This is a genomic window from Amycolatopsis sp. 505 (genome assembly GCF_031625235.1).
GTDB lineage: Bacteria > Actinomycetota > Actinomycetes > Mycobacteriales > Pseudonocardiaceae > Amycolatopsis.
The window spans coordinates 486,510-508,913 of the sequence record NZ_JACKQP010000005.1 but is presented as its reverse complement, the minus strand read 5'-3'; the positions used below and the strand labels follow the sequence as shown (position 1 = coordinate 508,913).

Below are 22,404 nucleotides of genomic sequence, written 5' to 3'. Positions count from 1 at the left end.
TCTTACCGGCGAGCGATCTGGAAGGTGAAATCGAGCCGGCGCCATTCGCCGTCGACGGCCCGGCCATCGGGCGTCGGGCCGGTTCGGGGTTCGAAGTTCACGACGAGGTCGTCCTTGACGCCGAACACGGCGTCGGAGTCGAGGTACTTGCCGTCCGCGACGAAGAGCTGGGTGATCAGGCGCCGGCAGCCCTCGGCCGCGATCATGAAGTGCAGGTGCGGGGCGCGGTAGGGGTGCCGTTCGGTCGCGGCCAGCATCGCGCCGACCGGGCCGTCGGCCGGGATGGGGTAGTCCGAAGGCAGGATCGACCAGAACCGCAGGCGGCCGGCCCGGTCGGTGCGGAGCCGTCCGCGGAGGACCGGCCCGTCGAGGTCGGGCAGTTGCACGTCGTAGAATCCGTCCTCATTGGACTGCCAGACGTCCACGACCGCTTCCGCCACGGGCTCGTCGTCCGTGTCGGTGATCAGCACGTCCACCCACAGCGGGGTGCCCGGCATCCCCGCGGCGATGTCGGCGCCCTGTTCCAGTTCGGGTGGGCCGTCGACGTAGAAGGGACCGAGCACCGCGGACGGGGTGGTGTCGGGGGTGCGGGAGTTGGTGAGGACGTCGACGACGCTGGACAGGCCGAGCGTGTCCGACAGCAGCACGAACTCCTGCCGGGTGGCATCGCAGAGCTGCCCGGTGCGGGTCAGGAACTCGATGCCGTACTGCCATTCGTCCTGGGTCAGGTCGTTGTCGATCGCGAAGGCGTGCAACCGCGGAACCAGGTCCTGCAGCAGCGCGCGCAGCCGCGGATCGGGGGTGCCGGCGAAGGTGGACACGACCTGGGCGGTGAGCCGGTCCAGCACCGACGCACCGGTGGGCTCGGGACGCTCACCGGCCCAGGCCCGGCGCAGCAACCGCGCGACGCCGTCCCGGGTCGGCTCGGCGGGATTCGGGTACGGGGCAGCGGTGGCGAGTCCGGCCGCGCGGTCGAGGTCCGACTCGGCCAAGCCGAGGTCCCGCAGCGACGTCGGCCCGCCGGCCTCGACGACCAGGTCGTACACGGCCGCCGGGGCGTCGGTGGCGCCGAGCGCGTCGGCGATGCGGCGCATCGCGTCGGGTGCCGCGGCGGCGTTGTAGGCCATGACGTGCGGGAGCACGACGGCGTGCGTCGGAGCGTGGGGAAGGCCGAAGCTGCCGCCGAGGGTGTGGCAGAGCTTGTGGTGCAGGCCCATGCCGACCGCGCCGAGGCAGGTCCCGGCGAGCCAGGCGCCCTGCAACAGTTCGGTCCGCGCTTCGACGGTGTCTTCGGCGAGCCCGCGGAGTCCGCGTGCCAGCCGCCCGATGGCGTCGAGCGCCATTCCGTCGATGACGGGGTTGGCGTCGGGCGAGTAGAGCGCTTCCACGGCGTGCGCGAGCGCGTTCACGCCACTGGTCACCGCGATCGGGACGGGCAGTCCCCGGGAAAGCTCGACATCGTAGATCACGGTTTCGGGGAGGATGTCCGGCGATGAGCGCGTCGTTTTGACCCCGTCCGCCGTCTCGCCCAGGACCGGGGTGACCTCCGATCCGGCGTAGGTGGTCGGCAGGATCACCTGGTCGACCCCGGTGCGGACGGCGAGGGCCTTGGCCAGCCCGGTCGTCGAACCGCCGCCGACCGCCACCACGCAGTCCGCTCCGGCCTCCCGGAGCAGCGCGAGGGCCTGCTCGGTGACCGCCACCGGGGTGTGCATGGCGGCGCCGTCGAAGCGGCCCGCGGCGAGTGGGCCGAGGACCTTCTCGACCCGGTCGCCCGGTTCCGCCAGGTCCGGGCCGGCCAGGACGATCGCCCGGGACCGGCCGAGCCGTTCGACCTCGGCACGGACCTGCTCGAGGGTGCCGGGCCCGAAGACGATGCGTGCGGGCCGAGCCGTGTAGGTGAACATTCTCCGGGCCTCCTCAGGCGCGGTCGAGCAGGCGGGCGAGTGCCTCGGTGAGCGCTTTTTCCGGATCGGCGGGCAGTTCGTGCGCCCGCCAGCCGACGTGGGCGTCCGGCCGGACGAGCACGCACCCGGACTCGGTGACCTCGCGCAGCCGCGACCAGTCGTCGTAGACGTCGGTGTACTCGCGGCCGGGGCCGATCACGTGCGCCTCGATGTCGACACCGAGCGACCGGGCGGCGCCGGTGGCGGCCTCCGCCCAGGCCTGCCCGGAGATGCCGGTGAGCACGGCGAACCGGCCCTTGCCGGCGATGTCGTGGGTGCTGACCCGGTGCCCGCCGTGGCCGAGCCAGCAGTGCGGCAGGCGCGCCCCCGGCCAGGTGGTCGGGTGGTAGTACAGCTCGGGATCGCGGGTGAACTCCGGCTCGGGCGTGTCGTCGCCCACCACCGCGCGGGAGACGTACCGCTGGCCGAGTTCGACACCGTGGGCGTTGAACTCGTAGTCCTTCAGCTCCAAGGCCTCCCGCAGCGCGGCCCGCTGCGCGGCCGCCTCCGGGGTGTCCTCGGTCCGGGCCCGCATGTTCGCGATCTGCTCGGCCGGGTCGTCGGTCGCGGTGAACCCGAGGGCGTCGAAGATCGGGCCGAACTCCTCGATGGACTTGTTGGCCCGCACCACGATCTGCTTGCCGACCGGGGCGCGCTCGGCGTCGTAACTGTCGAGCAGCCCCTCCCCCGCCTTGCCGGACAGCACCGCGGCGAGCTTCCAGGCGAGGTTGTAGGAGTCCTGGATGGACGTGTTGGAGCCCAGGCCGTTCGACGGCGGGTGCCGGTGCACGGCGTCGCCCGCGCAGAACACGCGCCCCGTCCGGTACCTGGTGGCATACATCTTGTTGTTGCCCCACAACGAGGTGGAGCGGATGGTGACCGGGATGGTGTCGTCGCCGACCAGGTCGTGCACGATCTTGGTGGCCATGGCGTCGTCGACCCGCGGGGGCGGCCGGCTGATGTCGTAGCCCCAGACGACGAGCCACTCGTCCCACGGCCGGACCATGCGCACCAGGCCCATCCCGATGCCGCCGATGTCCGACCCCGGCTGCAGCACCCAGTACAGCACGCTCGGCCGGTGCTCGACGTACTTCGTCAGGTCGGCGTGGAAGACGATGTTCATGCTCCCCGCGAGATCCATCCGTCCTTCGAAGGGGAGCCCGATGTCGCGGGCGACCTGGCTGCGGCCGCCGTCGGCGCCGATCACGTACTTCGCGCGGATCGGGTAGGTCTGACCGGACAGCCTGTCCCGCACGGTGACGGTGACGCCGTCGTCGTCCTGCTCCAGCGACAGGTACTCGGTGTCGAACCGGATCCTGCTGCCGCGCTCCGCGGCGTGCCCGATCAGGATCGGCTCGAGCAGGGTCTGCGGGAGGTCGCAGTTCTCGGACGGGCTGGCCAGCGTGTAGTCGGCCTTGCGGGCCGGGTGCGTCCCCCAGGTCCGGACCCGGCCGATCTCGTCGCCGGCGAGGCTGGTGCAGAAGACCGTGTCGCCCATCAGCCCGGCGGGCGTGCCCTGCGCCTTGACATCGGCTTCGATGCCCATGTCGCGCAGGATTTCCACGGTGCGCTGGTTGGTGATGTGCGCGCGCGGGGTGTTGGCCGTCCACCGGTACTTGGTGATCACCAGGTGGTCCACGCCGTAGGTGGCGAGGAACAGCGCGGCCGAGGCGCCCGCCGGCCCGCTGCCGATGACCAGGACGTCCGTGGTGACTTCGCCGGGGTTGTCAGGGTTGTCGCTCACGCTGCCTCACCTCTGGGTCCGCATCGACCGGTGGAACGAGTATGCGAACCAGCCGGCCATACGTCCAATACGAAGTCACCGTCGCTGATATAGCCTCAGAATATGGATCTGCGCGCGTTAGAGTGCTTCCTGGCCGTCGCGGAGGAAGGCTCGGTCAGTCGTGCGGCCGCAGCACTGCACATGACACAGCCTCCGCTGAGCGTGCGGCTCCAGACGCTGGAACGCGAACTCGGGGTGCCCCTGCTGATCCGCCACGGCCGCGGAGTCGAGCTGACGGCCGCGGGCCGGGCGCTGGCGGAACGCGCTCGCCGCCTGTTTTCCGAACTCCACACCACGACCGAGCTGGTGCGCACCATCGGCCTCGGCACCCGGGGCCGGCTGACCGTCGCCGTCGGCCACACCGTCTCGCCCCGGCTGCTGCCCCACCTGATCGGCGGCACCGTGCTCGAACCCGGCGTCGACCTCGTCCTCACCGAAGACTCCGATTCCGACGTGGTCGAGCGGGTCCACCGCCGCGACGCGCACGCCGGCCTGCTCCACCTCGAACCCGGCGGCCCCGGCCGGACCCGCCACGCGGCGAGCCGGGCCCGGGCGCTGGAAGTCGCGGTGGTGGCCCGCGAGCCACTCGTCGCGGTGCTGGCCCGGACGCATCCCGCCGCCGGCCAGGAACGCATCGACCTGGCCGAGCTGGGCGGCGAACGGGTGGTGGTCACGGCCGAGGCCGCAGCGGGGCTCGCCGCCCACATCCGCGCCGCCTGGGCCGGCACCGGGCATTCGTCCGACGCCCGCCGCGATGCGACCTCGGTCATGCACGCGCTCGCCCTCGTGGAGGCCGGCGCCGGCGTGACCCTGCTGCCCGCCCAGTACAGCTCGATGCTCTGGCCAGGATTGGTCGCGCGACCGTTGCGCCGGCACACCGCCGTCGTCGAAACCGCCGTCTGCTGGCGCCCCGACGAGGACTCGCCGGTCCTGCGCCGCTTCCTCCGGACGGCCCTGTCCACCCCCGAACCCGACATGCTGGGCCCGGAGGTGAGTCCGGGGGGACGCGAATAGGCCTGGTCCGCGATCCGGCCGGACTCCGTATCCGCCCGTGCAGTGTTCATGTCCACCCGTGCACCCGGGTGGGTCGCTCTTCTCAACGCGGCGGGCATTGGCCAGGATGGACGCCTGGGTGGCGAGGGAGGACCTCCATGGCGACTGTTCGGGACGAGGCCGACGCGCGGCGGCAGCTGCGCGCCGAGCAGCGGCACGAGACGAACGAGCTGGTCGTGGCGGAGCCGGTGACCACCGCGGGCATCGAACTCCACTACGACGGGGTCGAGGACGTCAAGCGGGCCATCGACGAGCGCTACGACGAGTTGAGCCGTCACCTCGAGACGGCCCGTGCCCTCGACACCGGACTGGCCGACGGCAAGGGACCGGTCGCCCACTGGATGCGCCGCTCGTTCGCGGCGCGCGGCGGGGCCGAGGCCGGCGGGGTGCAGGCCGCACTGCAGTCGTACCTGGCCGAGCTCGCGACGCTGCGGCAGACGCTCGACACGGTCGTGGCGATGCACCAGGGCAACGACGAAGCGGCCGCCGCGGCCCTGCCGACGGGGGACGCCGATGCCTGAGTTCCACTCGACGCACCACGCTCCGACCGCCCGGCAACGGGCGAAGGCGCGGCGAGTCCGCCGCGAAAAAGCCGTCAACAACCGCGAAGCCACGTTCGGCCGGATCAACTGGGACAGCTACGAGCACCGCGAGCTGTGGGACATGGTGCAGTCGGCCGTCCCGGCGAAGCTCGGCCAGCACGCCGCCTGGTGGCAGGAGGTGGCCACCGGCGTCCGCAATGCGACCGAAGAGGTGTCGGTGCTGGTCCGGAAGCTGCAGGAGTCGTGGAGCGGGCCTGCCGCCGACTCGGCCGCGGAATCGGTCAACCGGCTGACCGGCTGGGCGAGGACCGTGGGCGAGAACGCCCAGCGCGTCGGGTCCGGCCTCGACACGTACACGTCGGTGGTCAGCGAAGCCCGGCAGCGGATGCCCGAGCCGGTGCACTACTGGGCCGAGCGGTGGTTCCGGCAGGGGTACGCGGTGAAGCGGCTCGACGGCCCCGAAGGCACGTACATGCTGGAGCAGCTGCTCGACGACAAGCTGCCGACGAAGAAAGAGGCCGACGACGCCAAGGCCGCGGCCGTCCGCGTGATGGAACAGTACGAGAGCGCGAGCCACGACGTCCGCCACCGCCTGCCCCCGGAGTTCGACACGGCCCCGCCGGTGACCACCGGGTCCGGGACCGGACCACGGCCGCCGGTGGTCCGGACCCCGCCCGCACCTCCGGTCCCCCGCGATCCGGCCCCGCCGCACGAGGACTTCCCCGGCGAGCCGGGCGCCGGACCGGACGACTCGACGTCGACGGCCTCCGCGCTGCCGCCCACGTTCACCGGCGCCGGGCTGCCGGGCGCGCTCGACGGGGTCATCGGCACCGCCGGGCCGGGTTCGCCGGCTGCGGCCGGCTACGGTCCCGGCTTCGCGGGCGTTCCCGTGGCCGGAACGCCGGGCTCCGGGCCGCTCGGCGAAGGCGGCCGGGCCGGCGCGGGACGGTTCGGCGCCGGGACACCGGGCTTCGGGCCGGGCGGGACGAGCGGCCGCGGCACGGCGGGTGGGTACGGGATGTACCCACCGGGCCAGGGCACGCGGCGCGAGGAGGACACCGAGCACCGCGACAAGTACGCGAAGGGCTACGACCTGCTCGACGACCTCCCGCCGGCGTATCCCCCGGTGTTCGGCGAATGACCGGCTTCCACGCCGACCCGGCCGCCCTCGACGCCTTGGCGCTGCGCCTGGAGGACACGGCGGACGAGTACCGCTCGGCCGCGCACTCGCTGGAGGTGCCGGACGACCTCGGCCCGGCCCCGGTCTCGGCGGCACTCACCGCGCTGACCGGCGAGTGGTCCGGCAGGATACGGGCGGTGGAAAGGGACTTCGCCGACGCGGCGGCGGGTGTCCGGACGGCCGCGAACGCCTACCGCGCGACGGACGCCGCCGCGGCCGACGAGCTGGGCAGGGCCGATGGCTGACCGGAATCGCGGGCCGGACCGCCCTGCCTCCGGCGAGTGGGAGCGCGCCCTCGCCACCCCAACGCCCGAGCGCCGCCGCTCGGCCCCCGGCGAACCGAAGCGCACCCCCGCCACATCCGCCCCCGAGCCCGGCCGACCGAGTGGCACCGTCACCCGCCCGGCACCCAAGCCCGACCACCCCGCGCCCGGCGAATCGCAGCGCACCTCCACACCCACTCCCGAGCCCAGCCGACCGAGTGGCACCATCACCCGCCCGGCACCCAAGCCCCACCACCCCGCGCCCGGCAAACCGCAGCGCACCACCACACCCACACCCGAGCCCAGCCGACCGAGCACCGCCATCACCCACCCGGCACCCAAGCCCCACCACCCCGCGCCCGGCAAACCGCAGCGCACCACCACACCCACACCCGAGCCCAGCCAACCGAGCACCGCCATCACCCACCCGGCACCCAAGCCCCACCACCCCACCCCCAGCAAACCGAAGCGCACCACCACACCCACTCCCGAGCCCATCGGACCCAGCGGCGCCATCGCCCACCCGGCACCCAAGCCCCACCACCACACCCCCGGCGAGCCGGCCCGCGCCCATGGCTGAGTTCCGCGGCCTCGGCTTCGACCCCGTCCCCGGCAGCCCCGGCGCCGTGGCCGAAGCCGCCCGCCGGTGCGCCGCCACTGCGGCCCGGCTCGAGGAAATCCCCTCGCCCGGCACGATCCCCGAGTGGGCCGGGCGGTCCGCGCAAGCGCTCGCGGACCGGGCCGGACGCGCCGCCGGCGGTCTGTCCGCCACTTGCGAGGCCCTCCGGGCCGCCGCCGGGGTTCTCGAAGGCTGGGCCGGCACCCTCCTCGCGAACCACCGCCGGGCCGAGGACCTCGACCGGCGCGCCACCGCCGCGCGCCGGGCCGTCACCGCCGCGCGCGACGACGTCGAACAAGCCGAAACCGAAGCGCAGTTCTCCCCCGCCGCCCAGCCGGACCTCACCGCGGCCCGCGCCCGGCTGGCCGCCCACCAGGACGACCTGGACCGCGTCCTCGCCGAAGCCCGCGTCCTGGAACGCGCCCACCACACCGAAGCGACCCGCGTCGCCGGGCGGCTGACGGCCCTCGGCGACGGCGCCCCCTTGCCGCAAGCTCCCGGTTTCGCCGGGATCGCCGCCCACCTCGAGACCTTCTCGGCCGTCGGGCGCGAGCTCGGCGGCACCGTCGCGAAGACCCCCGCCGCACCGGTCACGCCGCCGCCGGGGGCCGTCAGCGCGTTCGCCGCGGCGCTGGGTGGCCGGTGAAACTGCCCGCCGTTCCGGGGATCACCCCGGTCACCCTGGACTCCGTCGAGCGCACCACCGCCGAGCTGCACACGCTGATGGCCCGCCTGCGCGGCCCCGACGCCGCCCGCGACCTCGGCCTGGAAGCCGCCGCCGTCCAGTGCGCCGAGATCGCCCACGAGCAGGGGGCCGGTCTGCTGGCGCTGGTCGAACACCGCGATGCCGATCCCGCCCTGCTCATCGCCGGCGTCGTCCCCGTCGACGACCCCGGTGAGGCCGCCGACCTCGGGCACTTCGTCGCGGACACCACCCCCGGCATCCGCGAAGTCAGCACCGCGCGGACCGGCCGCGGCTACCCGGTGGTGATCGTCGAGCGGATCGGCCTGTCCGGGGCGCAGCTGCAGGCCGTCGTGCTCGACCCGGACCGGCCGCGCGCGGCCATGTTGACCCTGCACTCCCCCGGCGGCCGCGGCTGGCTGGAGGTGGCCGGCCTGGCCGGGACGCTCGTCGCGGGCGTCGACCTCACCCCCGCAGCGCCCGCTCCCGGAACTCGCGCGGGGTCCGGCCGGTCGACTGGCGGAACGTCCGCGAGAAGTGCGGGGCGCTGGTGAACCCGCAGTCCCGCGCGATCTCGGCGATCCCGCGCCCCGCCTTCGCCGGGTCGGCCAGCAGCGCCTTCGCGCGCTCGACCCGCAGGCCCTTGAGCCGTTCCGAGACGCCTTGGCCGTCGTCGAACAGCTGGTACAGGCGCCGGCGCGAGATGTACAGCGCTTCGGCGATCCGGTCCGCGCTGAGCGACTGGTCGCCGAGGTGGGCGCGCATGTACTCCAGGGCTTCGCGCCGCCGGGCCGCCAACGCGTCGACGCGGTCGAGCTCGACCCGCAGCGCACTCCGCAGCACCAGTTCGGCCAGCCCGAGCAGGTGGTGCGCGAGCCCGTGCGGGTCGAGCCGCGGACCGGCCGCCACGACGTGCGCGACCGCGCTCGCGAACAGCGACCGCAGCGGCGCGTCCACCTCGACCGGCCGGAACATCAGCGGCCGCAGCTCGGCGAAGGAGATCGACAGCTTCGCCGCGGCGACGGTCAGCATCACGACGCCCGAGGGCTGCAGGTGCAGCGTCGCGTCGGCGAACGTCAGCTTCGCGCCGGACTCGGCGACCGTCCGCGGGACGGGACAGCGCAGCAGCAGTTGGACGTCCTCGGGGTCGCCGCGGCCGCCGAGGATCGCGGCGCGCGCGACCGCCGCCCCGGACGCGCGGACGACGAGGTACCCGCTCGCGGGGACGTCCATCGACTGCGGCTCGGCCATCGGCACCATCGTGCCGGACACGGGCCGCTCGGCACGGGAAGGGGGACCATGGCGCGGCGCACCGCGACGGCGGCGGGAGTGATCCTGTCGCATCTGGAATTCGATCTCCTCTGGGAGGACCTGGGGCCGGGCGGGCCGCCGCCGTACCCGTTCGACGTGCCGTCGCACGGCGCGACGCACGCCGAGCGCGACGACCTGGGCGTCGAAGTCTTCGCCGGCCTCGCCGAGGCGGGCCTCACCGACGGCGACGACGCCGACCCCGACCTGGCGGACCTGATCGTGCTGCTGGGTTCGCCGTCACTGAGCATCGACGGGCTGGTGCTGGGGGAAGCGCCGTGGCGGCTGCTCGCGGCAGCGCGGACCGGCGCCGGCGTGGTCGCCGTGCTCGACGACCGCGACCTGGTGCTGGAGCCGGTGCGCCCGGACGGCCTGGTCCCGGCGGTGGCCCGGATGCTCGGCGACGCGGAGCCGGGCCCGGGCGACCAGCTGCGCCTCCCCCGGGCCGCTTACTCGGCGGCGATGGACGCCTACGCGCGCAGCGGGTACGACGCGTTCGAGCGGGCGCTGAGCACGGCCGGGATCACCGGCCGCGCGGTCCGGCCGCTGGCGACGCTGGTGACGGCGCAGCGGGACACGGCCGGCCAGCTGGCGGCGACCGGCCCCGCGGGCCGCAGCCCGGTGCTGGCGTGGTTCGACACGGCGGCCGGCCGGTACGCGGTGACCCCGGAGGACGTGGGCGGCGAGCCGTGGGTGACGCTCACCCCCGCCGACGGCCCCTGGCTCGCCGACCGCCTGGCCCGGATGGTCGACGACGTCCGCTGAGCCGTCACGTCGCCCAGGTCGCGGGCAGGAAGCCGGCGGGTTCGGGGTCCTGCCGGGGCCGGATCCGCGGCCCGGCGTCGGTCACGCTCGCCGGCCGCTCCGCGATCTTCGGGCCGTCCGTGTCGTCCGGGCCGTCCGGCATTAGGTCGCCGAGCAGCTCGCGACCCTGCCGCAGGGCATCCGCGCCCGCCTCCGCGGCCAGCCACCGGATCAGCCGGGCCAGCTCCCCCGGCGGCTTGTTCAGGGCCCACCGGTCGAACCGCAGGTCGACCAGTCCCCCGTGCAGGTCGACCACCACCGACACGCCGTCGTCCGCCGCCGAAGCGCGGATCGCGGCCAGCCAGGCCCCGTAGCCCGGCTCCGGGGCCGCGAAGGCCTCATCGGCCAGCTCCACCGCCGTCCTGGTCACTGGGCCCGCCAGCTGTCCGGAGTGGTCTCTTCCGCGGCTTCCCCCGGCTCGGGCAGGCCGAGGGCCCCGGCACCGTCGTGGGTGTGCCACAGGGAAGCCGTGGCCCGCGCCGAGGCGGCCGCCGTCAGCAGCAGGATCCGGCGCGCCAGCTCGTCCGGCTCCAGCCGCAGCGCCGCGGCTTCCAGGGTCAGCTCCTGCAGCGCCCCACCGGGCGCGACCTCCACGGCGACCGTCCGGTCGGCGGCTTTTCCGGTGATCACGGGTGGACCCCTCCGTAGAACGTCGACGCCGAGAGCGGGTGCGTGTTCCGGCGGACGGCGTCCCCGGAGTTGCCCTCGATCATCGTGACCTGGTTCCCTTCGACCTTCTCGACGATGCCGATGTGCGTGCTCGTCGACGTGTTCTGCGGGCCGGTGCCGAAGATCAGCACGTCCCCCGGCCTCGCTTCGTGCAGCGCGTGCTTGCCGTAGGCGTGCCCGTTGCGTTCGCCCCAGTGGTAGACGTCGCCGCTGAAGGGCAGGACCGGGATCTTCACCCCGGCCTTGCGCCACATCGCCGTCGCGAACGAGGAGCACCACGCGGCGGTCGGCCCGTACGGGTTTCGGTTGCTGCCCGGCGGGTTCTCGCGCGTGCCGAGCTCTTTCCGGGCGGCGTCGACGATGTCCTTGCCCCGCCCGGAGGCCTTGCTCGGGTGCGTCGCCTTCGCCGTCTTGTCCACGACCCCGTCGTGGCTCAGGTCCGTGCGCAGCTCGTGCAGTTTCTTCGCCGCCGCCTCGAGTTCCGCGTCGACGTGCCGCAGGGTCGACGCCGATTGCCGGGTGTACCGCGGTGCCAGGTCGGCGGCGTGCCCGACGGCCCGCATCAGCGCCGCCTGCGTCCCGGCCGCGACACCGGCGTCGAGCACCTGCTTGGCCCGGGCGGTGTACTCGTCGACCAGGCGCTGCACGGCCGTGTGCCCGCTGTCCACTGTGGACGCCACGTGCGCGACGACCTTCTCCGCCGCCGCGCCGGCCGCGCCGGTGACCCTCAGTTCTTTCGTCAGCTTCGCGCTGTTGTGCCGGAAGCCATCGGCGCCGTGGCCCTGCCAGTGGCCGAGGACCGTCGTGCTTTCCTTGTGGTAGGCGTCGTGCTGGGCGTCCAGCACCGCGGCCACCTGGTGCAGGGCGTATTCGGCGCGGACGGCGTCTTCGGCCTTCCCGGCGAGCTTGTTGCGGTGCGCGATGAGGTCCTGCGCGAAGGACCGCGCGAGCGCGGCGGTGTCCATGTCAGCCCTTTCCCGTCAGCGCGGCGGCGGTCGCCGTCTCGTGGTCGCGGTAGGACTTCGCGGCTTTACCGGCCGCCGACGCGAGCCCGTCGGCGTGCGCGCCGACGCCCTTGACCTGGCGTTGCAGCGCCAGGCCGAACCCGGCCAGTGCGTCGGCGAACCCCGACTCCTCGCCGATCTTCCCGAAGCTGTCCCGGGCGATCTCGCGGACGTCGCGCAGCTGCCCGGTCGCGGTGCCCAGCGCGTCGGCGACGTGCCGGGTCCGGTGGACGTAGGAGTGCAGCACCGCGTCGTCCACCCGCAGCGGGCCGCCACCCGGGTGCGCGCCACCGCCGGCTTTCCCGTGGTGCTTCGTGACGTCCCGGGCGGCCTCGCGCGCGGTCGTCAGATGGTGCCGGTACGCGCCGTTCGTGTACGTCGACCAGGGCGTGAAGTCGTGGCCGTCGCCCGAAATGCGGTTCGCGACCCGCGCGTTGGTGTCCGGGTCGAAGAGCTGGTCGTCGGACTTCAGGTGGTACTGCCGGCGCCGTTCGGGACCGAGCGCGCCCAGCATGTTGATCTGCCAGAGGCCGTAGGAGTCGTCCGGCGGGGTGGCGTTGTGCGCGGTCGTCCGGCCGCCGGACTCGGCCAGCGCGACCGCGACCGCGGTGGTCAGGCCCTGGCCGCGGAACCCGGCCGCGTAGGCGTGCCGGGCGATCTGCTCGGCGCTCAGCTTCGTCATGGGTCCGACCTTGCCCGCCCGGCGGACGGTCCCGGTAGGCGTGCTGCACGCAGGGACAACCCCGGTGCACGCCCGGCTCACCCGGTCTTCAGCGCAAGGACGGCAATCCGGCGGCCAAGGCGGCGAGGGCACGCTTCAGCGTCGGGGCGAGCGGCAGGCACGCCACGGCCAGTTCCGGGTTCTGGGCGTAGACCTCGAGCAGCGTCGGCGGCGGGTTCGCGGCCGGGTAGAGCATCCCGGCCAAGCCGCTGGCCGCCGCGACCAGCTCGAACCCTTCGCCCTCGGTCAGGTCCGGGCTCGCCTGGGCGACCGCCGCGCCGAGTTCGGCGACGGCGGCGAGCACCCCTCGCTTGAAGTCGCGGGCGGCCGGCACCGAGACGTTGTGCTCCAGCGACGTCGCGGTGTGGCCCAGCAGGTCGCAGAACAGCGTCCGTTCGGCGAGCGTCTCGGCCAGCACGTCGACGACGTCTTCCCCGGCCGCGAGCCGGCGGGCGGCCTCGTCCACCCAGTCGCGCCAGCACGCGGACGCCAGCTCGAGGTAGATCTCCTCGCGGGTACCGAAGTAGCGGGTGACGTTGGACTTGGCGAGCCCCACGGCCGTGGCCACGCTGCCCAGGGTCACGTTGCGCACGCCGGATTCCAGGGCCAGCTCACGGGCCGCCGCGAGGATGGCCACGCGCCGCTGCTCCTTCTGCTCCGGCCGCCTGGCCCGCATGAACATCGACTGAGACATTTCTCAGCCATCATACGGTCCACTTAACAGAACGACGTCCTCTTGTTAGAAGAACGTCGTTCTGTTAACTTGGCGGCACCGGCACGAGCGAAGGGGATCCACGTGGTCGAGGTGCGGTTGCGGGTCAACGGGGTCGACGAGCTGCTCGATCTCCCACCACAGGTCAGCCTGCTCGACGCGCTGCGCGAGCGGCTGGGGCTGACCGGCACGAAGAAGGGCTGCGACCAGGGCGCCTGCGGTGCGTGCACGGTGCTCGCCGACGGCGAGCGGATCAACTCCTGCCTCGCGCTCGCCGTGCAGTACACCGGCCGCGAAATCACCACCATCGAAGGCGTCGACGACCCGCTGCAGCGAGCCTTCGTCCGCAACGACGGCTTCCAGTGCGGGTACTGCACCTCCGGCCAGATCTGCTCGGCCATCGGGATGCTGGCCGAGCACGCGCAGGGCGCGCCGAGCGCGGTCACCGAGCACCTCGCCGGTCCCGCCGAACTGACCGGCGCGGAGATCCGGGAGCGCATGAGCGGCAACCTGTGCCGCTGCGGCGCCTACAACGGGATCGTCGACGCCATCCAGGAGGTCGCGCGATGAGGTCGTTCACCTACCTGAGCGCCCCCGACGTCGAGACGGCGGTCCGCACGATCGCCACCGAGCCGAACGCGAAGTTCCTCGGCGGCGGGACGAACCTGGTCGACCTGATGCGGGAGGACATCGAGCAGCCCGACGTGGTCGTCGACATCACCCGGTTGCCGCTGACCGGGATCGAGGACCTGCCCGGCGGCGGCCTGCGGATCGGCGCGCTCGTGCGCAACAGCAGGCTGGCGGCCCACGCGAGTGTCCGGACCCGCTACCCGGTGCTCGCCCAAGCCGTCCTCAACGGAGCTTCGGCGCAGCTGCGGAACATGGCGACCGTGGGCGGCAACCTCCTGCAGCGCACCCGGTGCCTGTACTTCTACGACGGCGCGGCCGCGTGCAACAAGCGTGCACCGGGCAGCGGCTGCGCCGCGATCGACGGCTTCGCCCGCAACGCCGGCGTCCTCGGGGTCAGCGACCACTGCATCGCCACCCACCCCTCCGACATGGCCGTCGCGCTGGCCGCGCTCGACGCGGTGGTCGAGGTGGAGAGCACGCGCGGTGTCCGCCGGCTCCCGCTGACCGAGCTGCACCTCCTGCCGGGCAGCACGCCGCAGGTCGAGACCGCGCTGGCCGCGGACGAGCTGATCACCGCCGTCGAGCTGCCGGCCCTCCCGGTGGCCGCGAACTCCCGCTACCGCAAGGTGCGCGACCGCGCGTCCTACGCCTTCGCGCTCGTCTCCGTCGCGGCGGCGATGGAGGTCGAAGACGGCGTCGTGACCGACGTCCGGGTGGCCCTGGGCGGCGTCTCCGCGAAACCGTGGCGAGCCCACGAGGCCGAGCGGATCCTCCTCGGCGCACCGGCGACCGAAGAGTCCTTCCTCCGCGCGGCCGCGGCCGAACTCGCGCCCGCGGCGGCCCGGCCGGACAACACCTTCAAGATCGAGCTGGCGCAGCGCACGATCGTCGCGACGCTGCGCCGCCTGCGCACCGACGGGAGTGCGGCATGACCACCACCCTGCCCGCGACGGAGACCGCCGGCCCGGTCGTCGGCCGTCCGATCGACCGGGTCGACGGCACGGCCAAGACCACCGGCGCCGCCCGCTTTTCGGCCGAATACCCCCTCCCCGACCTGGCGCACGCGGCGCTGGTGCACTCGACGATCAGCCGTGGCCGGATCACCGCGATCGGGACCGAGGCCGCGGCGGCCGTCCCCGGCGTCGTCGCCGTGCTCACCCACCTGAACGCTCCCCCGCTGAAACCGGCCCCGAAGGTCAGCCCGCTCGACCTCAGTACCCTGGCCTCCGGCACCTCGGTCGACTACCTCAACACCGACGAGGTGCACTGGGACGGCCAGCCGGTGGCGGTCGTCGTCGCCGACACCCTCGACGCCGCTCGCGAAGCCGCCGGGCTGGTCACCGTGACCTACGAAACCCGTCCGTCCACTGTGGACTTCGCTGCCGAGGAGAAGAACGCCAAACCCCAGAAGAGCACCCTGATCATGTCCGGCGCGGCGAAGAAGGGGGATGCCGAGGCCGCACTCGCCGCGGCACCGGTGTCGCTCGACCTGCGGTTCACCACGCCGACGCACCACCACAACGCGATCGAGCCGCACGCGACCACCGCGGCCTGGGACGGCGACCGGCTGACCGTCCACGACGGCACGCAGAGCATCGACTGGGTCCGCACGCACCTGGCCCTGCGGTTCGGTGTCCCGGCCGCGAACGTGCGGGTGATCGCCCCCTTCGTCGGCGGCGGCTTCGGCGGCAAAGGCATGGTCTGGCCCGGCACGATCCTCGCCGCGCTGGCCGCCCGCGCGACCGGACGGCCGGTCCGGCTGATGCTCACCCGGGAAGGCGTCTACCGCACGGTCGGCGGGCGCACCCCGTCCACGCAGCGGGTCGCGCTCGGCGCCGGCACCGACGGCAGGCTGACCGCGCTCATCCACACCAGTGTGACGCGCACCGGGCGGGTCGGCGGCGGACCCGAGCAGGTGACGTCGCAATCGAAGCACCTCTACGCCGCCGAGAACATCCTGGTGCGGCAGAACCTGGTCGAACTGGACCTGATCCCGAACACCTCGATGCGCGCGCCCGGCGAGTCGATCGGCACCTACGCCCTGGAGGCGTCGATCGACGAGCTCGCCTACCGGGTCGGCGTCGACCCGATCGAGCTGCGCATGCGCAACGAACCGGCGGTCAACCCCATCGACGGCAAGAAGTTCGCGCACCGGATGCTGCGCGAGGCCTACGCCCAGGGTGCCGAGCGGTTCGGCTGGGCCGACCGGACACCCGAACCGGGCTCGATGCGCGACGGGCGGTGGCTGGTCGGCATGGGCGTCGCGTCGGCGTACCACCCGTCCTGGCAGTTCACCGCGAGCGTCACGGTCCGGCTTTCGGTCGACGGCACCGTCCTGGTGCGGTGCGGCTTCCAGGAAATGGGCATGGGCGGCGCGACGGCGCAGGCGCAGATCGCCGCCGACGCACTCGGGGTGCCGTTCGAAGCGGTCCGGGTCGAGTACGGCGATTCCACGCTGCCGGTGAGCCCCGGGGCCGGGGGGTCCATGCAGACGGCGAGCATCGCCAACAGCCTCCTGGCCGCGTGCGAGAAGCTGAAGCGAGAGCTGGCCGCACTGGCGAAACGCTCGGGATCGGCCGGGCTGAGCCCGGCGGCGATCCTGGCCGAGGCCGGCGTGCCGTCGGTCGAGGCGGCCGTCGGCTCGGACACCCGGTTCGGCCGGAAGGCCGGCCAGCTGAAGTTCATGGCGAAGTTCGTGCGCGACCAGCGGCGCTGGATGAAGGCCGCCTGCGGCGCCCAGTTCTGCGAGGTGCGCGTCGATCCGGACACCGGCGAGGTGCGGGTGTCGCGGTGGGTCGGGGTGTTCGACGTCGGCCGGGTGATCAACGCGAAGACCGCCTCCAGCCAGCTGCGCGGCGGGATCGTGATGGGCATCGGCATGGCGTTGGCCGAGGAGACCCTGGTCGACCCGCGCACGGGCCGGATCATGAACCCCAGCCTCGCCGAGTACCACGTCCCGGTGCACGCCGACATCCCGCCGATCGGCGTCGGCTACCTCGACGACCCGGACCCGACGATGCCGCTCGGCCTGATCGGCGTGGGCGAGGTGGGCATCACCGGCGTCGCAGGCGCCATCGCGAACGCGGTCCACCACGCCACCGGCAAGCGGATCTACGACCTCCCCATCACCCTCGACAAACTGCTGTGACGCACCCTCAGTGGCCCGGTGGTGCTGCCGCCCGCCGTACGAGGTAAATCGGGATGGCGATGCCGATCAGCAGGGAAACCGCGCTGCCGAAGAGGATCGGCACCTCCCAGGTTTCCAGCAGCGTGGCCGCGGAGGTGGGGTCGACGGTGGAGGTGACGATGGCGACCCCGAGGCCGGAGCCGAGGTAGCGCGCGGTGTTGTTGGTGCCGCTGCCCATGCCGGCGTGGTGTGCCGGGACAGTGGCCACCGCTTGCCCGCCCAGGGCGGCGTTGAGCAGTCCGGTGCCGAGTCCGGCGATGGCGAAGCCCGGAAGCAGCCGGACCACCGTGTCGCCATCGTGCAAGGGCCCGAGGGTGGCCAGACCGGCGCCGGTGACGACCAAGCCGATCGCCAATTGCGCGTCCGCGCTGATCCACCGGCGCAGGTGCCGAGCGAGGACGGCGACGATGACGCTGACACCGGACCACACCAGAATCGGGACGGCGCCGGCCAGTGCGGAGCCGTGCATGCCCTGGCCGACGAAGATGGGGGTGTAGGAGGTGACCGCGATGATGCCGAGTCCGGTGGCGAACGCGACCACGGTGACGATGACGAAACGCGGGTTGGCGAACAGCCGGATGTCGACCAGCGGTGACGCGGTTCGCCTCTCGTGGATCGCGAACACGGCCAGCACGAGCAGGCCGGCGGCCAGCAGGACCAGCACGGCGGGCCGGGTCCAGCCGCCCCGGCCGAGGGTCAGCCCGGCCAGCAGCAGGCTCGGCCCCAGGACCAAGCAGGCCGCGGCGAGGTAGTCGATCCGGCCGTGGAAGGCCGAGGAGTGCGGCGGGTTCGCGGGCAGAACCCGCGCGAAGGCGATCAGCGCCAGGCTGAGCACCGCCACGACCACATACGGGACGCGCCAGCCGGTCGCGGGCCCGAGGAGGGCGGTGAGCAACGGTCCGATCAGGATCCCGCAGCCCAGGCTCGCGCCCCAGATCCCGGTGGCGCGGGTGCGGCGATGTCCGGCTTGCGCGGTGACCTGGGCGATCAACCCCAGGCTGGTCGCGATCAGGGCAGCCGCGCCCAGCCCCTGGCCGACCCGCGCCACGGTGAACAGGATCGGGCTCGGCCACGAGGCACCCAGGAACAGGAACAATGCTTGGACGGCGGCGCCGGTCGTGAACACGGTGCGGCGGCCCACCCTGTCCGCGAGCGCGCCGCTGACCAGCAACCCGGCGCCCAGCCCGACGCTGGCCGCCGCGAGTATCCAGGTCCGCTCGGTCACGTTCGCGTCCAGCGTGCTCGCCAGCTCGACCAGGGTGCTCATCGGCATGGTGAACATGACCATGGCCAGCGCCGTGGCGAGGCAGGTGAGGGCCAACGTCGGGCCTTCCGGCACCGGTCGTTCCTCAGCCGCCTGCGCTCGCGCGCCGGACGATGACCGGTGATCTTCGACAGCCACGATGGTCTCCCCGGTCCCCGTCACCAGTTGATTTCGTAGGGGAAGAAGATCTCGTCTTCCGGCGAACTCTTGCGCGCGGCGAGGACCTTGGTCGCCGACGGGCCGGCCGCGACGCGCAGCGGTGGGTTCTCCTGCTCGATCGTGTCGGCCACCACCGTGGCGACCTCCTCCGGTGTCACGACCTCGCCCCGGATCCTGCCCAGCTGATCGAACAGCGGACCGTACGGGTCGTCGTCGGTGCGGTAGACCTTGGCCTTCGCGCCGCCGTCGGTGGTCACCACGCCGGGCTGGATCACGCTGACCTTCACGCCGAAGTGGCCGGCCTCGATGGCCAGCGCCTCGGCCATGGCCTCCATCGCCCATTTGCTCATGCCGTACGCGCCGATGACCGGCAGCACCATCCGGCCCTGGATGCTGGACATGAACACCAGGTGGCCGGAGCCCCGTTCGCGCATGCCGGGCAGAGCGGCCTGGACGACGCGCAGCGCGCCGAGCGTGTTGAGGTCGAACAGCCGGGCGACTTCGGCTACCGGGACGGTCTCCAGCGGGGCGCGCATGGTCTCGCCGGCGTTGTTGACCACGACGTCGATCACGCCCGCGGCCTTGATCGCGGCGTCGACACCGGCCGCGTCAGTGACGTCGAGAGGGAGCCGCGCGGCGACGGGCAGGTCGGCCAGGCTGTCCGGATTGCGCGCGGTGCCGACCACACGGTGGCCACGGCTCGCCAGCTCCAGTGCCACGGCACGGCCGATCCCCTGCGAGGCGCCGGTGATGAGGATGGACGACATGTCGGAATCTCCCGGTTCGCTGAGTGATCTGCGGCAGAGGCGGTGAGAGCGCGCCGATGCCGTCCCCAGGAGGCTAACATGTATCTATGTCGCCCGACATAATTTCGCGCCGGCGGAACCTGGTGGATCCGACCTGGAGGTCAGCTGCGGTCGGCGACCAGACTGCGGGCGCGGGCGGCGAGGGCGTCTCGGATCGCGTCGAACGGCTCGGTGCTGCGCAACGCGCGCGAGGTCACCATCGCCCCCTGGACACCGGCGATGGTCGCGTGCGCCAGCTCGCGGGCGCCGGCGTTGTCCGCCCCGAGCACGACACACTGGAGTGTCAGCGTCTCGACCATGAGGAAGAAGGCCCGCCGGCCGGCGGCACCCAATTCTTCGGACGCTTCTCCGACCTCGAGCACCAGCGGGGCGATGGCACAACCACGGCCATAACCGCCGGCCAGCATGCCTTCGCGGGCCAAATCGACGTAGGCCCGGACCAGACCTTCGACCGTGACGGCTTCCCTGGCGAGCTGGTTGATCAGGTCGACCTGCTCGCGGGTGTGCACCTCGGCCGCCTCGGCGACCATCTGCACTTTTCCCTGGGGGAAGTGGTAGTAAAGCGACCCACGCGGCGAGGCACTGCGCTCGACCACGTCGGACAGCGCCATGGAGTGGTAGCCGTGTTCGCGGATGAGCTGGCGGGCGGCCGCGACCATGCGCTGCTTGGTGTCCGAACGTCGAGCCATACGTCGAAGCCTACCGCTTGTTATGTGTGACGACATAGATAGTGTGCCCCGCGGAAAGTCGTCCGCGGCGCCTACACCGTCGTCGACTCCGGCCGGTGAGCTCGAGCGCCGGGTCCGCTGCTTAAGCCTGGCGACGGCGCTCGACGAGCCAGGCGGCGACCTGGTGGAGTTTCAGGTTGGTTTGCTGGGAGGACTCGACGAGCATCCGGAACGCGTCGGTCGGACCGAGGTCGTGGCGTTCCATGAGGATGCCTTTGGCCATGCCGATGACATCGCGGCTTTCCACCGCGGTGTACAGCTGGGCTTCGGTCTGCGCGCCGGCGAGGGCGATGGCGGCGTGGGTGGCGCGAAGAGCGTGCCATCGGCTTCGGTGCGGTCGCTGAAGGCGTTGCGGGCGCGGGCGTAGAGGTTCAGGGCGCCGAGGGTGGTGTCGGTGACGAACAGGCGGTAGGACAGCAACGAGCGGATCCCGGTGCGGGCGGCCTCGGGCGAGAAGTCCGGCCAGCGGGCCTCTTGGGTGAGGTCGCCGGTCCGGTACACCTGGTGGTCGGCGATGGCGTCCAGGCCGGGGCCCTGGCGGGTGCGTTGCTGGATCTCGTCGAGGGTCGCGACGACGCGGTCGGTCGGGGTGACGGTGCGGACCCCGCCGCCCTTCTCGATCAGGGAGATACCGGCGTATTCGGCGCCGTCGACGTGGTCGACGGCGGCCTTGACGATCGCGGCGAGGGTGGAGTCGACGTCCGGCTCGGCCTGCAGCGTCCGCGCTATGTCGCTGAGCGCACCGCTCAGGTCCGGGGTCGCGTAGCCATTGTCAGTCATGCCCATCCCTCCCGCATTGACCTATACACAAGCGTATCGGGACCGGCGGATCGCCGCGCGGATCGGAGAACCGGTCGACCGATCCGGCCCCACCGGCAGCGAGGCGGTGTTCGCGCCGTCTCCGCAGTTGACAGTGACGGTGGAAGAGATCGAGGGTGTACCGGATGTCCATATGCACGCGGGCGGGCAGAGGGTGTGGCAGTCGCGGATGATCGAGTCGCTGGGGGCCGCGTACGTGCACGACCGGCCTGAGTCCGGCGCTCGCGTCGTCGTGGTGTCGCGGGCCGCCGAAGACGCGCTTGCGCTCGTCGAGGACGAACTGTGGCTTGTGGAATCACCCGAATTGACGCCGGTGGACCCGCGTGGCGGAGGCGATTCGATGACCGCCGGGCCGGCGGTCGGCCTGGCCCAGGGCCTGTCACCGCGCCAGGCGCTGGAGCTCGGCGCGGCGAACGTGACGCGGCACAGCCTCGGGTCGAGCAGCGGCGAAGCGGTGCGCGAGCTGGCCGGCCCCGTACGCCTGAAGAACTGGGAAGACGCGGCATGAGGGCGCTGATCACGAACGACGACGGCATCGGCTCGCCGGGACTGGTGGCACTCGCGCGCGGCGCGGTGGCGCACGGCTGGACGGTCGTGGTCGCCGCACCGGCGACGGAGGCCAGCGGCACCAGCGCGGGCCTGTCCGCCGCCGGGGACGACGGCCGGATCGCCGTCGAGCGGCGGGAGCTGCCGGACCTGCCGGGCGTGCCCGCCCACGCGGTCGCCGCGCACCCCGGGCTCATCGTGCTGGCGGCGGCGCAGGGCGCCTTCGGCGACCCGCCGGACATCGTGCTGTCCGGCGTCAACCACGGCGCGAACGTCGGTCGCGCAGTGCTGCATTCGGGGACCGTCGGAGCCGCGCTGACCGCATCCATCAACGGCGCCCGCGCGCTGGCGGTGTCGCTCGACGTCGGGCTGGAGCCACGAACGCGGCCGCACTGGGACACCGCGGTCGAGGTCGCGGCGACGTTGTTCGACCGGCTCGCCCGATGGCCGGCCGGGACGGTGCTCAACCTGAACGTCCCCGACCGAGCCGAAGTGGGGACGCCACAGCGGGCTGAGCTGGCCGAGTTCGGAACGGTGCGCAGCCGCGTCGAGGACAGCGGCGACGGCGCGATCCGCCTCGCCGCCGTGGTCGTCGAAGGTGAACTGCCCCCGGACAGCGACGCCCGGCTGCTCGCCGACGGGCATCCGACGATGACCGCCCTCCGCTCGGTGACCGAAGACCCCGACCTGCGCCTCTGACCTCGGCCGCAGCGGGCCGCAGCGGGCCGCACCTGTCCGCCTGCCCGTTGCCAGGGCGTGTTGCGCGCAGCCGTTCAGATCAGCAGATCGAACACCCGGAAGACCTGATCCCATTTCGGCGGAGCCGGGGTTCTTCACGCGTGGGTCGATGATCTTGAACGCCTGCGGCGGACGGCACGGCGCCGAAGGCGATGGACTTTGCTCACGCCGGCGAGGGTGGGCCAGGCGGCCGAGCCGGCCCCGGTCCCGCTGGCCGGTCGCGGTGCGCGGCGTTTTCCTG

The 22,404-nt window shown here is 72.9% G+C and carries 24 protein-coding genes and 1 pseudogene; 12 read left to right on the top strand and 13 right to left on the bottom strand.

Going from position 1 to position 22,404, the window contains the following annotated elements; genetic code table 11:
- Nucleotides 1–2 precede the first annotated feature (2 nt).
- On the bottom strand, nt 3–1,907 hold the full coding sequence (locus H5965_RS21660; protein WP_310971861.1) for a maleylacetate reductase and hydroxyquinol 1,2-dioxygenase domain-containing protein: 1,905 nt from the start codon (nt 1,905–1,907) through the stop codon (nt 3–5).
- Between the two features lie 13 nt (nt 1,908–1,920).
- Nucleotides 1,921–3,690 carry an FAD-dependent monooxygenase gene (locus tag H5965_RS21655; protein WP_310971860.1) on the bottom strand — a complete coding sequence of 590 codons (1,770 nt, stop codon included), beginning with the start codon at nt 3,688–3,690 and terminating at the stop codon, nt 1,921–1,923.
- 102 nt (nt 3,691–3,792) lie between these two features.
- On the opposite strand from H5965_RS21655, the gene H5965_RS21650 reads away from it, so the two are divergent.
- From H5965_RS21650 to H5965_RS21625, 6 genes are all read left to right on the top strand, one after another.
- Nucleotides 3,793–4,743 carry a LysR substrate-binding domain-containing protein gene (locus tag H5965_RS21650; RefSeq protein ID WP_310971859.1) on the top strand — a complete coding sequence of 317 codons (951 nt, stop codon included), beginning with the start codon at nt 3,793–3,795 and terminating at the stop codon, nt 4,741–4,743.
- 137 nt (nt 4,744–4,880) lie between these two features.
- Nucleotides 4,881–5,303: a hypothetical protein gene (locus tag H5965_RS21645; protein ID WP_310971858.1), complete on the top strand. Its 423-nt coding sequence runs from the start codon at nt 4,881–4,883 to the stop codon at nt 5,301–5,303.
- Complete coding sequence (locus H5965_RS21640) at nt 5,296–6,465, top strand: PPE domain-containing protein (RefSeq protein WP_310971857.1); 1,170 nt, start codon at nt 5,296–5,298, stop codon at nt 6,463–6,465. Before H5965_RS21645 ends, H5965_RS21640 begins: the two co-directional genes overlap by 8 nt.
- On the top strand, nt 6,462–6,749 hold the full coding sequence (locus H5965_RS21635) for a type VII secretion target (protein WP_310971856.1): 288 nt from the start codon (nt 6,462–6,464) through the stop codon (nt 6,747–6,749). Before H5965_RS21640 ends, H5965_RS21635 begins: the two co-directional genes overlap by 4 nt.
- A gap of 590 nt (nt 6,750–7,339) precedes the next feature.
- Nucleotides 7,340–8,032 carry a hypothetical protein gene (locus H5965_RS21630; RefSeq protein WP_310971855.1) on the top strand — a complete coding sequence of 231 codons (693 nt, stop codon included), beginning with the start codon at nt 7,340–7,342 and terminating at the stop codon, nt 8,030–8,032.
- The gene (locus tag H5965_RS21625; protein ID WP_310971854.1) at nt 8,029–8,622 is read left to right on the top strand and encodes a hypothetical protein; all 594 of its coding nucleotides are present in this window, start codon (nt 8,029–8,031) and stop codon (nt 8,620–8,622) included. The genes H5965_RS21630 and H5965_RS21625 overlap by 4 nt, the downstream gene beginning before the upstream one ends.
- Here the strand turns inward: H5965_RS21625 and H5965_RS21620 are convergent.
- The gene (locus tag H5965_RS21620; protein ID WP_310971853.1) at nt 8,534–9,319 is read right to left on the bottom strand and encodes a helix-turn-helix transcriptional regulator; all 786 of its coding nucleotides are present in this window, start codon (nt 9,317–9,319) and stop codon (nt 8,534–8,536) included. The two genes, H5965_RS21625 and H5965_RS21620, sit on opposite strands and share 89 nt — an antisense overlap.
- A 48-nt stretch (nt 9,320–9,367) precedes the next feature.
- Here H5965_RS21620 and H5965_RS21615 point away from each other — a divergent pair, with 48 nt between their 5' ends.
- Nucleotides 9,368–10,141 (top strand): ESX secretion-associated protein EspG, encoded by a 774-nt coding sequence (locus H5965_RS21615; protein WP_310971852.1) that lies wholly within the window; start codon nt 9,368–9,370, stop codon nt 10,139–10,141.
- Nucleotides 10,142–10,145: 4 nt separating this feature from the next.
- Here the strand turns inward: H5965_RS21615 and H5965_RS21610 are convergent, their stop codons facing one another.
- From H5965_RS21610 to H5965_RS21590, 5 genes are all read right to left on the bottom strand, one after another.
- Complete coding sequence (locus H5965_RS21610) at nt 10,146–10,550, bottom strand: hypothetical protein (RefSeq protein WP_310971851.1); 405 nt, start codon at nt 10,548–10,550, stop codon at nt 10,146–10,148.
- Complete coding sequence (locus H5965_RS21605; RefSeq protein ID WP_310971850.1) at nt 10,547–10,810, bottom strand: YbaB/EbfC family DNA-binding protein; 264 nt, start codon at nt 10,808–10,810, stop codon at nt 10,547–10,549. The genes H5965_RS21610 and H5965_RS21605 overlap by 4 nt, the downstream gene beginning before the upstream one ends.
- Entirely contained in the window at nt 10,807–11,814 is a 1,008-nt protein-coding gene (locus tag H5965_RS21600) for a CHAP domain-containing protein (protein ID WP_310971849.1), read from the bottom strand. Before H5965_RS21600 ends, H5965_RS21605 begins: the two co-directional genes overlap by 4 nt.
- 1 nt (nt 11,815) lies before the next feature.
- Entirely contained in the window at nt 11,816–12,535 is a 720-nt protein-coding gene (locus tag H5965_RS21595; RefSeq protein ID WP_310971848.1) for a transglycosylase SLT domain-containing protein, read from the bottom strand.
- An 88-nt stretch (nt 12,536–12,623) separates the two neighbouring features.
- Nucleotides 12,624–13,268, bottom strand: coding sequence for a TetR family transcriptional regulator (locus H5965_RS21590; RefSeq protein ID WP_310971847.1), 645 nt, complete (start codon nt 13,266–13,268; stop codon nt 12,624–12,626).
- Nucleotides 13,269–13,370: 102 nt separating this feature from the next.
- On the opposite strand from H5965_RS21590, the gene H5965_RS21585 reads away from it, so the two are divergent.
- Genes H5965_RS21585 through H5965_RS21575 form a run of 3 tightly spaced genes read left to right on the top strand, consistent with a single transcriptional unit; the run spans nt 13,371 to nt 17,064 of the window.
- The gene (locus H5965_RS21585; RefSeq protein WP_310971846.1) at nt 13,371–13,856 is read left to right on the top strand and encodes a 2Fe-2S iron-sulfur cluster-binding protein; all 486 of its coding nucleotides are present in this window, start codon (nt 13,371–13,373) and stop codon (nt 13,854–13,856) included.
- Nucleotides 13,853–14,848 carry a xanthine dehydrogenase family protein subunit M gene (locus tag H5965_RS21580; RefSeq protein ID WP_310971845.1) on the top strand — a complete coding sequence of 332 codons (996 nt, stop codon included), beginning with the start codon at nt 13,853–13,855 and terminating at the stop codon, nt 14,846–14,848. Before H5965_RS21585 ends, H5965_RS21580 begins: the two co-directional genes overlap by 4 nt.
- The gene (locus H5965_RS21575; RefSeq protein WP_310971844.1) at nt 14,845–17,064 is read left to right on the top strand and encodes a xanthine dehydrogenase family protein molybdopterin-binding subunit; all 2,220 of its coding nucleotides are present in this window, start codon (nt 14,845–14,847) and stop codon (nt 17,062–17,064) included. The genes H5965_RS21580 and H5965_RS21575 overlap by 4 nt, the downstream gene beginning before the upstream one ends.
- 7 nt (nt 17,065–17,071) lie before the next feature.
- Here the strand turns inward: H5965_RS21575 and H5965_RS21570 are convergent, their stop codons facing one another.
- From H5965_RS21570 to H5965_RS21550, 5 genes and pseudogenes are all read right to left on the bottom strand, one after another.
- Nucleotides 17,072–18,442, bottom strand: a complete 1,371-nt coding sequence (locus H5965_RS21570) for an MFS transporter (protein ID WP_396136921.1) — start codon at nt 18,440–18,442, stop codon at nt 17,072–17,074.
- An 83-nt stretch (nt 18,443–18,525) separates the two neighbouring features.
- Nucleotides 18,526–19,293 carry an SDR family NAD(P)-dependent oxidoreductase gene (locus H5965_RS21565; RefSeq protein ID WP_310971842.1) on the bottom strand — a complete coding sequence of 256 codons (768 nt, stop codon included), beginning with the start codon at nt 19,291–19,293 and terminating at the stop codon, nt 18,526–18,528.
- 140 nt (nt 19,294–19,433) lie between these two features.
- On the bottom strand, nt 19,434–20,021 hold the full coding sequence (locus tag H5965_RS21560; RefSeq protein ID WP_310971841.1) for a TetR family transcriptional regulator: 588 nt from the start codon (nt 20,019–20,021) through the stop codon (nt 19,434–19,436).
- A 121-nt stretch (nt 20,022–20,142) separates the two neighbouring features.
- Entirely contained in the window at nt 20,143–20,265 is a 123-nt protein-coding gene (locus tag H5965_RS21555; protein WP_310971840.1) for an ANTAR domain-containing protein, read from the bottom strand.
- 185 nt (nt 20,266–20,450) lie between these two features.
- Nucleotides 20,451–20,840 (bottom strand): annotated as a pseudogene (locus H5965_RS21550) (antitermination regulator); the annotation flags it as partial.
- Between H5965_RS21550 and H5965_RS21545 the strand changes: the two are divergent.
- Nucleotides 20,839–21,387: a PfkB family carbohydrate kinase gene (locus H5965_RS21545; protein WP_310971839.1), complete on the top strand. Its 549-nt coding sequence runs from the start codon at nt 20,839–20,841 to the stop codon at nt 21,385–21,387. The pseudogene H5965_RS21550 and the gene H5965_RS21545 sit on opposite strands and share 2 nt — an antisense overlap.
- Nucleotides 21,384–22,124: a 5'/3'-nucleotidase SurE gene (surE, locus tag H5965_RS21540; RefSeq protein ID WP_310971838.1), complete on the top strand. Its 741-nt coding sequence runs from the start codon at nt 21,384–21,386 to the stop codon at nt 22,122–22,124. Before H5965_RS21545 ends, surE begins: the two co-directional genes overlap by 4 nt.
- Nucleotides 22,125–22,404: the final 280 nt, after the last annotated feature.

What these genes read in the sequence shown, in the direction of transcription:
- H5965_RS21660 (WP_310971861.1), bottom strand. Translation starts at nt 1,907, where the DNA reads ATGTTCACCTACACGGCTCGGCCCGCACGCATCGTCTTCGGGCCCGGC.
- H5965_RS21640 (WP_310971857.1), top strand. Translation starts at nt 5,296, where the DNA reads ATGCCTGAGTTCCACTCGACGCACCACGCTCCGACCGCCCGGCAACGG.
- H5965_RS21595 (WP_310971848.1), bottom strand. Translation starts at nt 12,535, where the DNA reads ATGACGAAGCTGAGCGCCGAGCAGATCGCCCGGCACGCCTACGCGGCC.
- H5965_RS21555 (WP_310971840.1), bottom strand. Translation starts at nt 20,265, where the DNA reads ATGGAACGCCACGACCTCGGTCCGACCGACGCGTTCCGGATGCTCGTC.
- H5965_RS21565 (WP_310971842.1), bottom strand. Translation starts at nt 19,293, where the DNA reads ATGTCGTCCATCCTCATCACCGGCGCCTCGCAGGGGATCGGCCGTGCC.
- H5965_RS21600 (WP_310971849.1), bottom strand. Translation starts at nt 11,814, where the DNA reads ATGGACACCGCCGCGCTCGCGCGGTCCTTCGCGCAGGACCTCATCGCG.
- surE (WP_310971838.1), top strand. Translation starts at nt 21,384, where the DNA reads ATGAGGGCGCTGATCACGAACGACGACGGCATCGGCTCGCCGGGACTG.
- H5965_RS21620 (WP_310971853.1), bottom strand. Translation starts at nt 9,319, where the DNA reads ATGGCCGAGCCGCAGTCGATGGACGTCCCCGCGAGCGGGTACCTCGTC.
- H5965_RS21590 (WP_310971847.1), bottom strand. Translation starts at nt 13,268, where the DNA reads ATGTCTCAGTCGATGTTCATGCGGGCCAGGCGGCCGGAGCAGAAGGAG.
- H5965_RS21560 (WP_310971841.1), bottom strand. Translation starts at nt 20,021, where the DNA reads ATGGCTCGACGTTCGGACACCAAGCAGCGCATGGTCGCGGCCGCCCGC.
- H5965_RS21615 (WP_310971852.1), top strand. Translation starts at nt 9,368, where the DNA reads ATGGCGCGGCGCACCGCGACGGCGGCGGGAGTGATCCTGTCGCATCTG.
- H5965_RS21645 (WP_310971858.1), top strand. Translation starts at nt 4,881, where the DNA reads ATGGCGACTGTTCGGGACGAGGCCGACGCGCGGCGGCAGCTGCGCGCC.
- H5965_RS21545 (WP_310971839.1), top strand. Translation starts at nt 20,839, where the DNA reads ATGCCCATCCCTCCCGCATTGACCTATACACAAGCGTATCGGGACCGG.
- H5965_RS21580 (WP_310971845.1), top strand. Translation starts at nt 13,853, where the DNA reads ATGAGGTCGTTCACCTACCTGAGCGCCCCCGACGTCGAGACGGCGGTC.
- H5965_RS21630 (WP_310971855.1), top strand. Translation starts at nt 7,340, where the DNA reads ATGGCTGAGTTCCGCGGCCTCGGCTTCGACCCCGTCCCCGGCAGCCCC.
- H5965_RS21575 (WP_310971844.1), top strand. Translation starts at nt 14,845, where the DNA reads ATGACCACCACCCTGCCCGCGACGGAGACCGCCGGCCCGGTCGTCGGC.
- H5965_RS21635 (WP_310971856.1), top strand. Translation starts at nt 6,462, where the DNA reads ATGACCGGCTTCCACGCCGACCCGGCCGCCCTCGACGCCTTGGCGCTG.
- H5965_RS21650 (WP_310971859.1), top strand. Translation starts at nt 3,793, where the DNA reads ATGGATCTGCGCGCGTTAGAGTGCTTCCTGGCCGTCGCGGAGGAAGGC.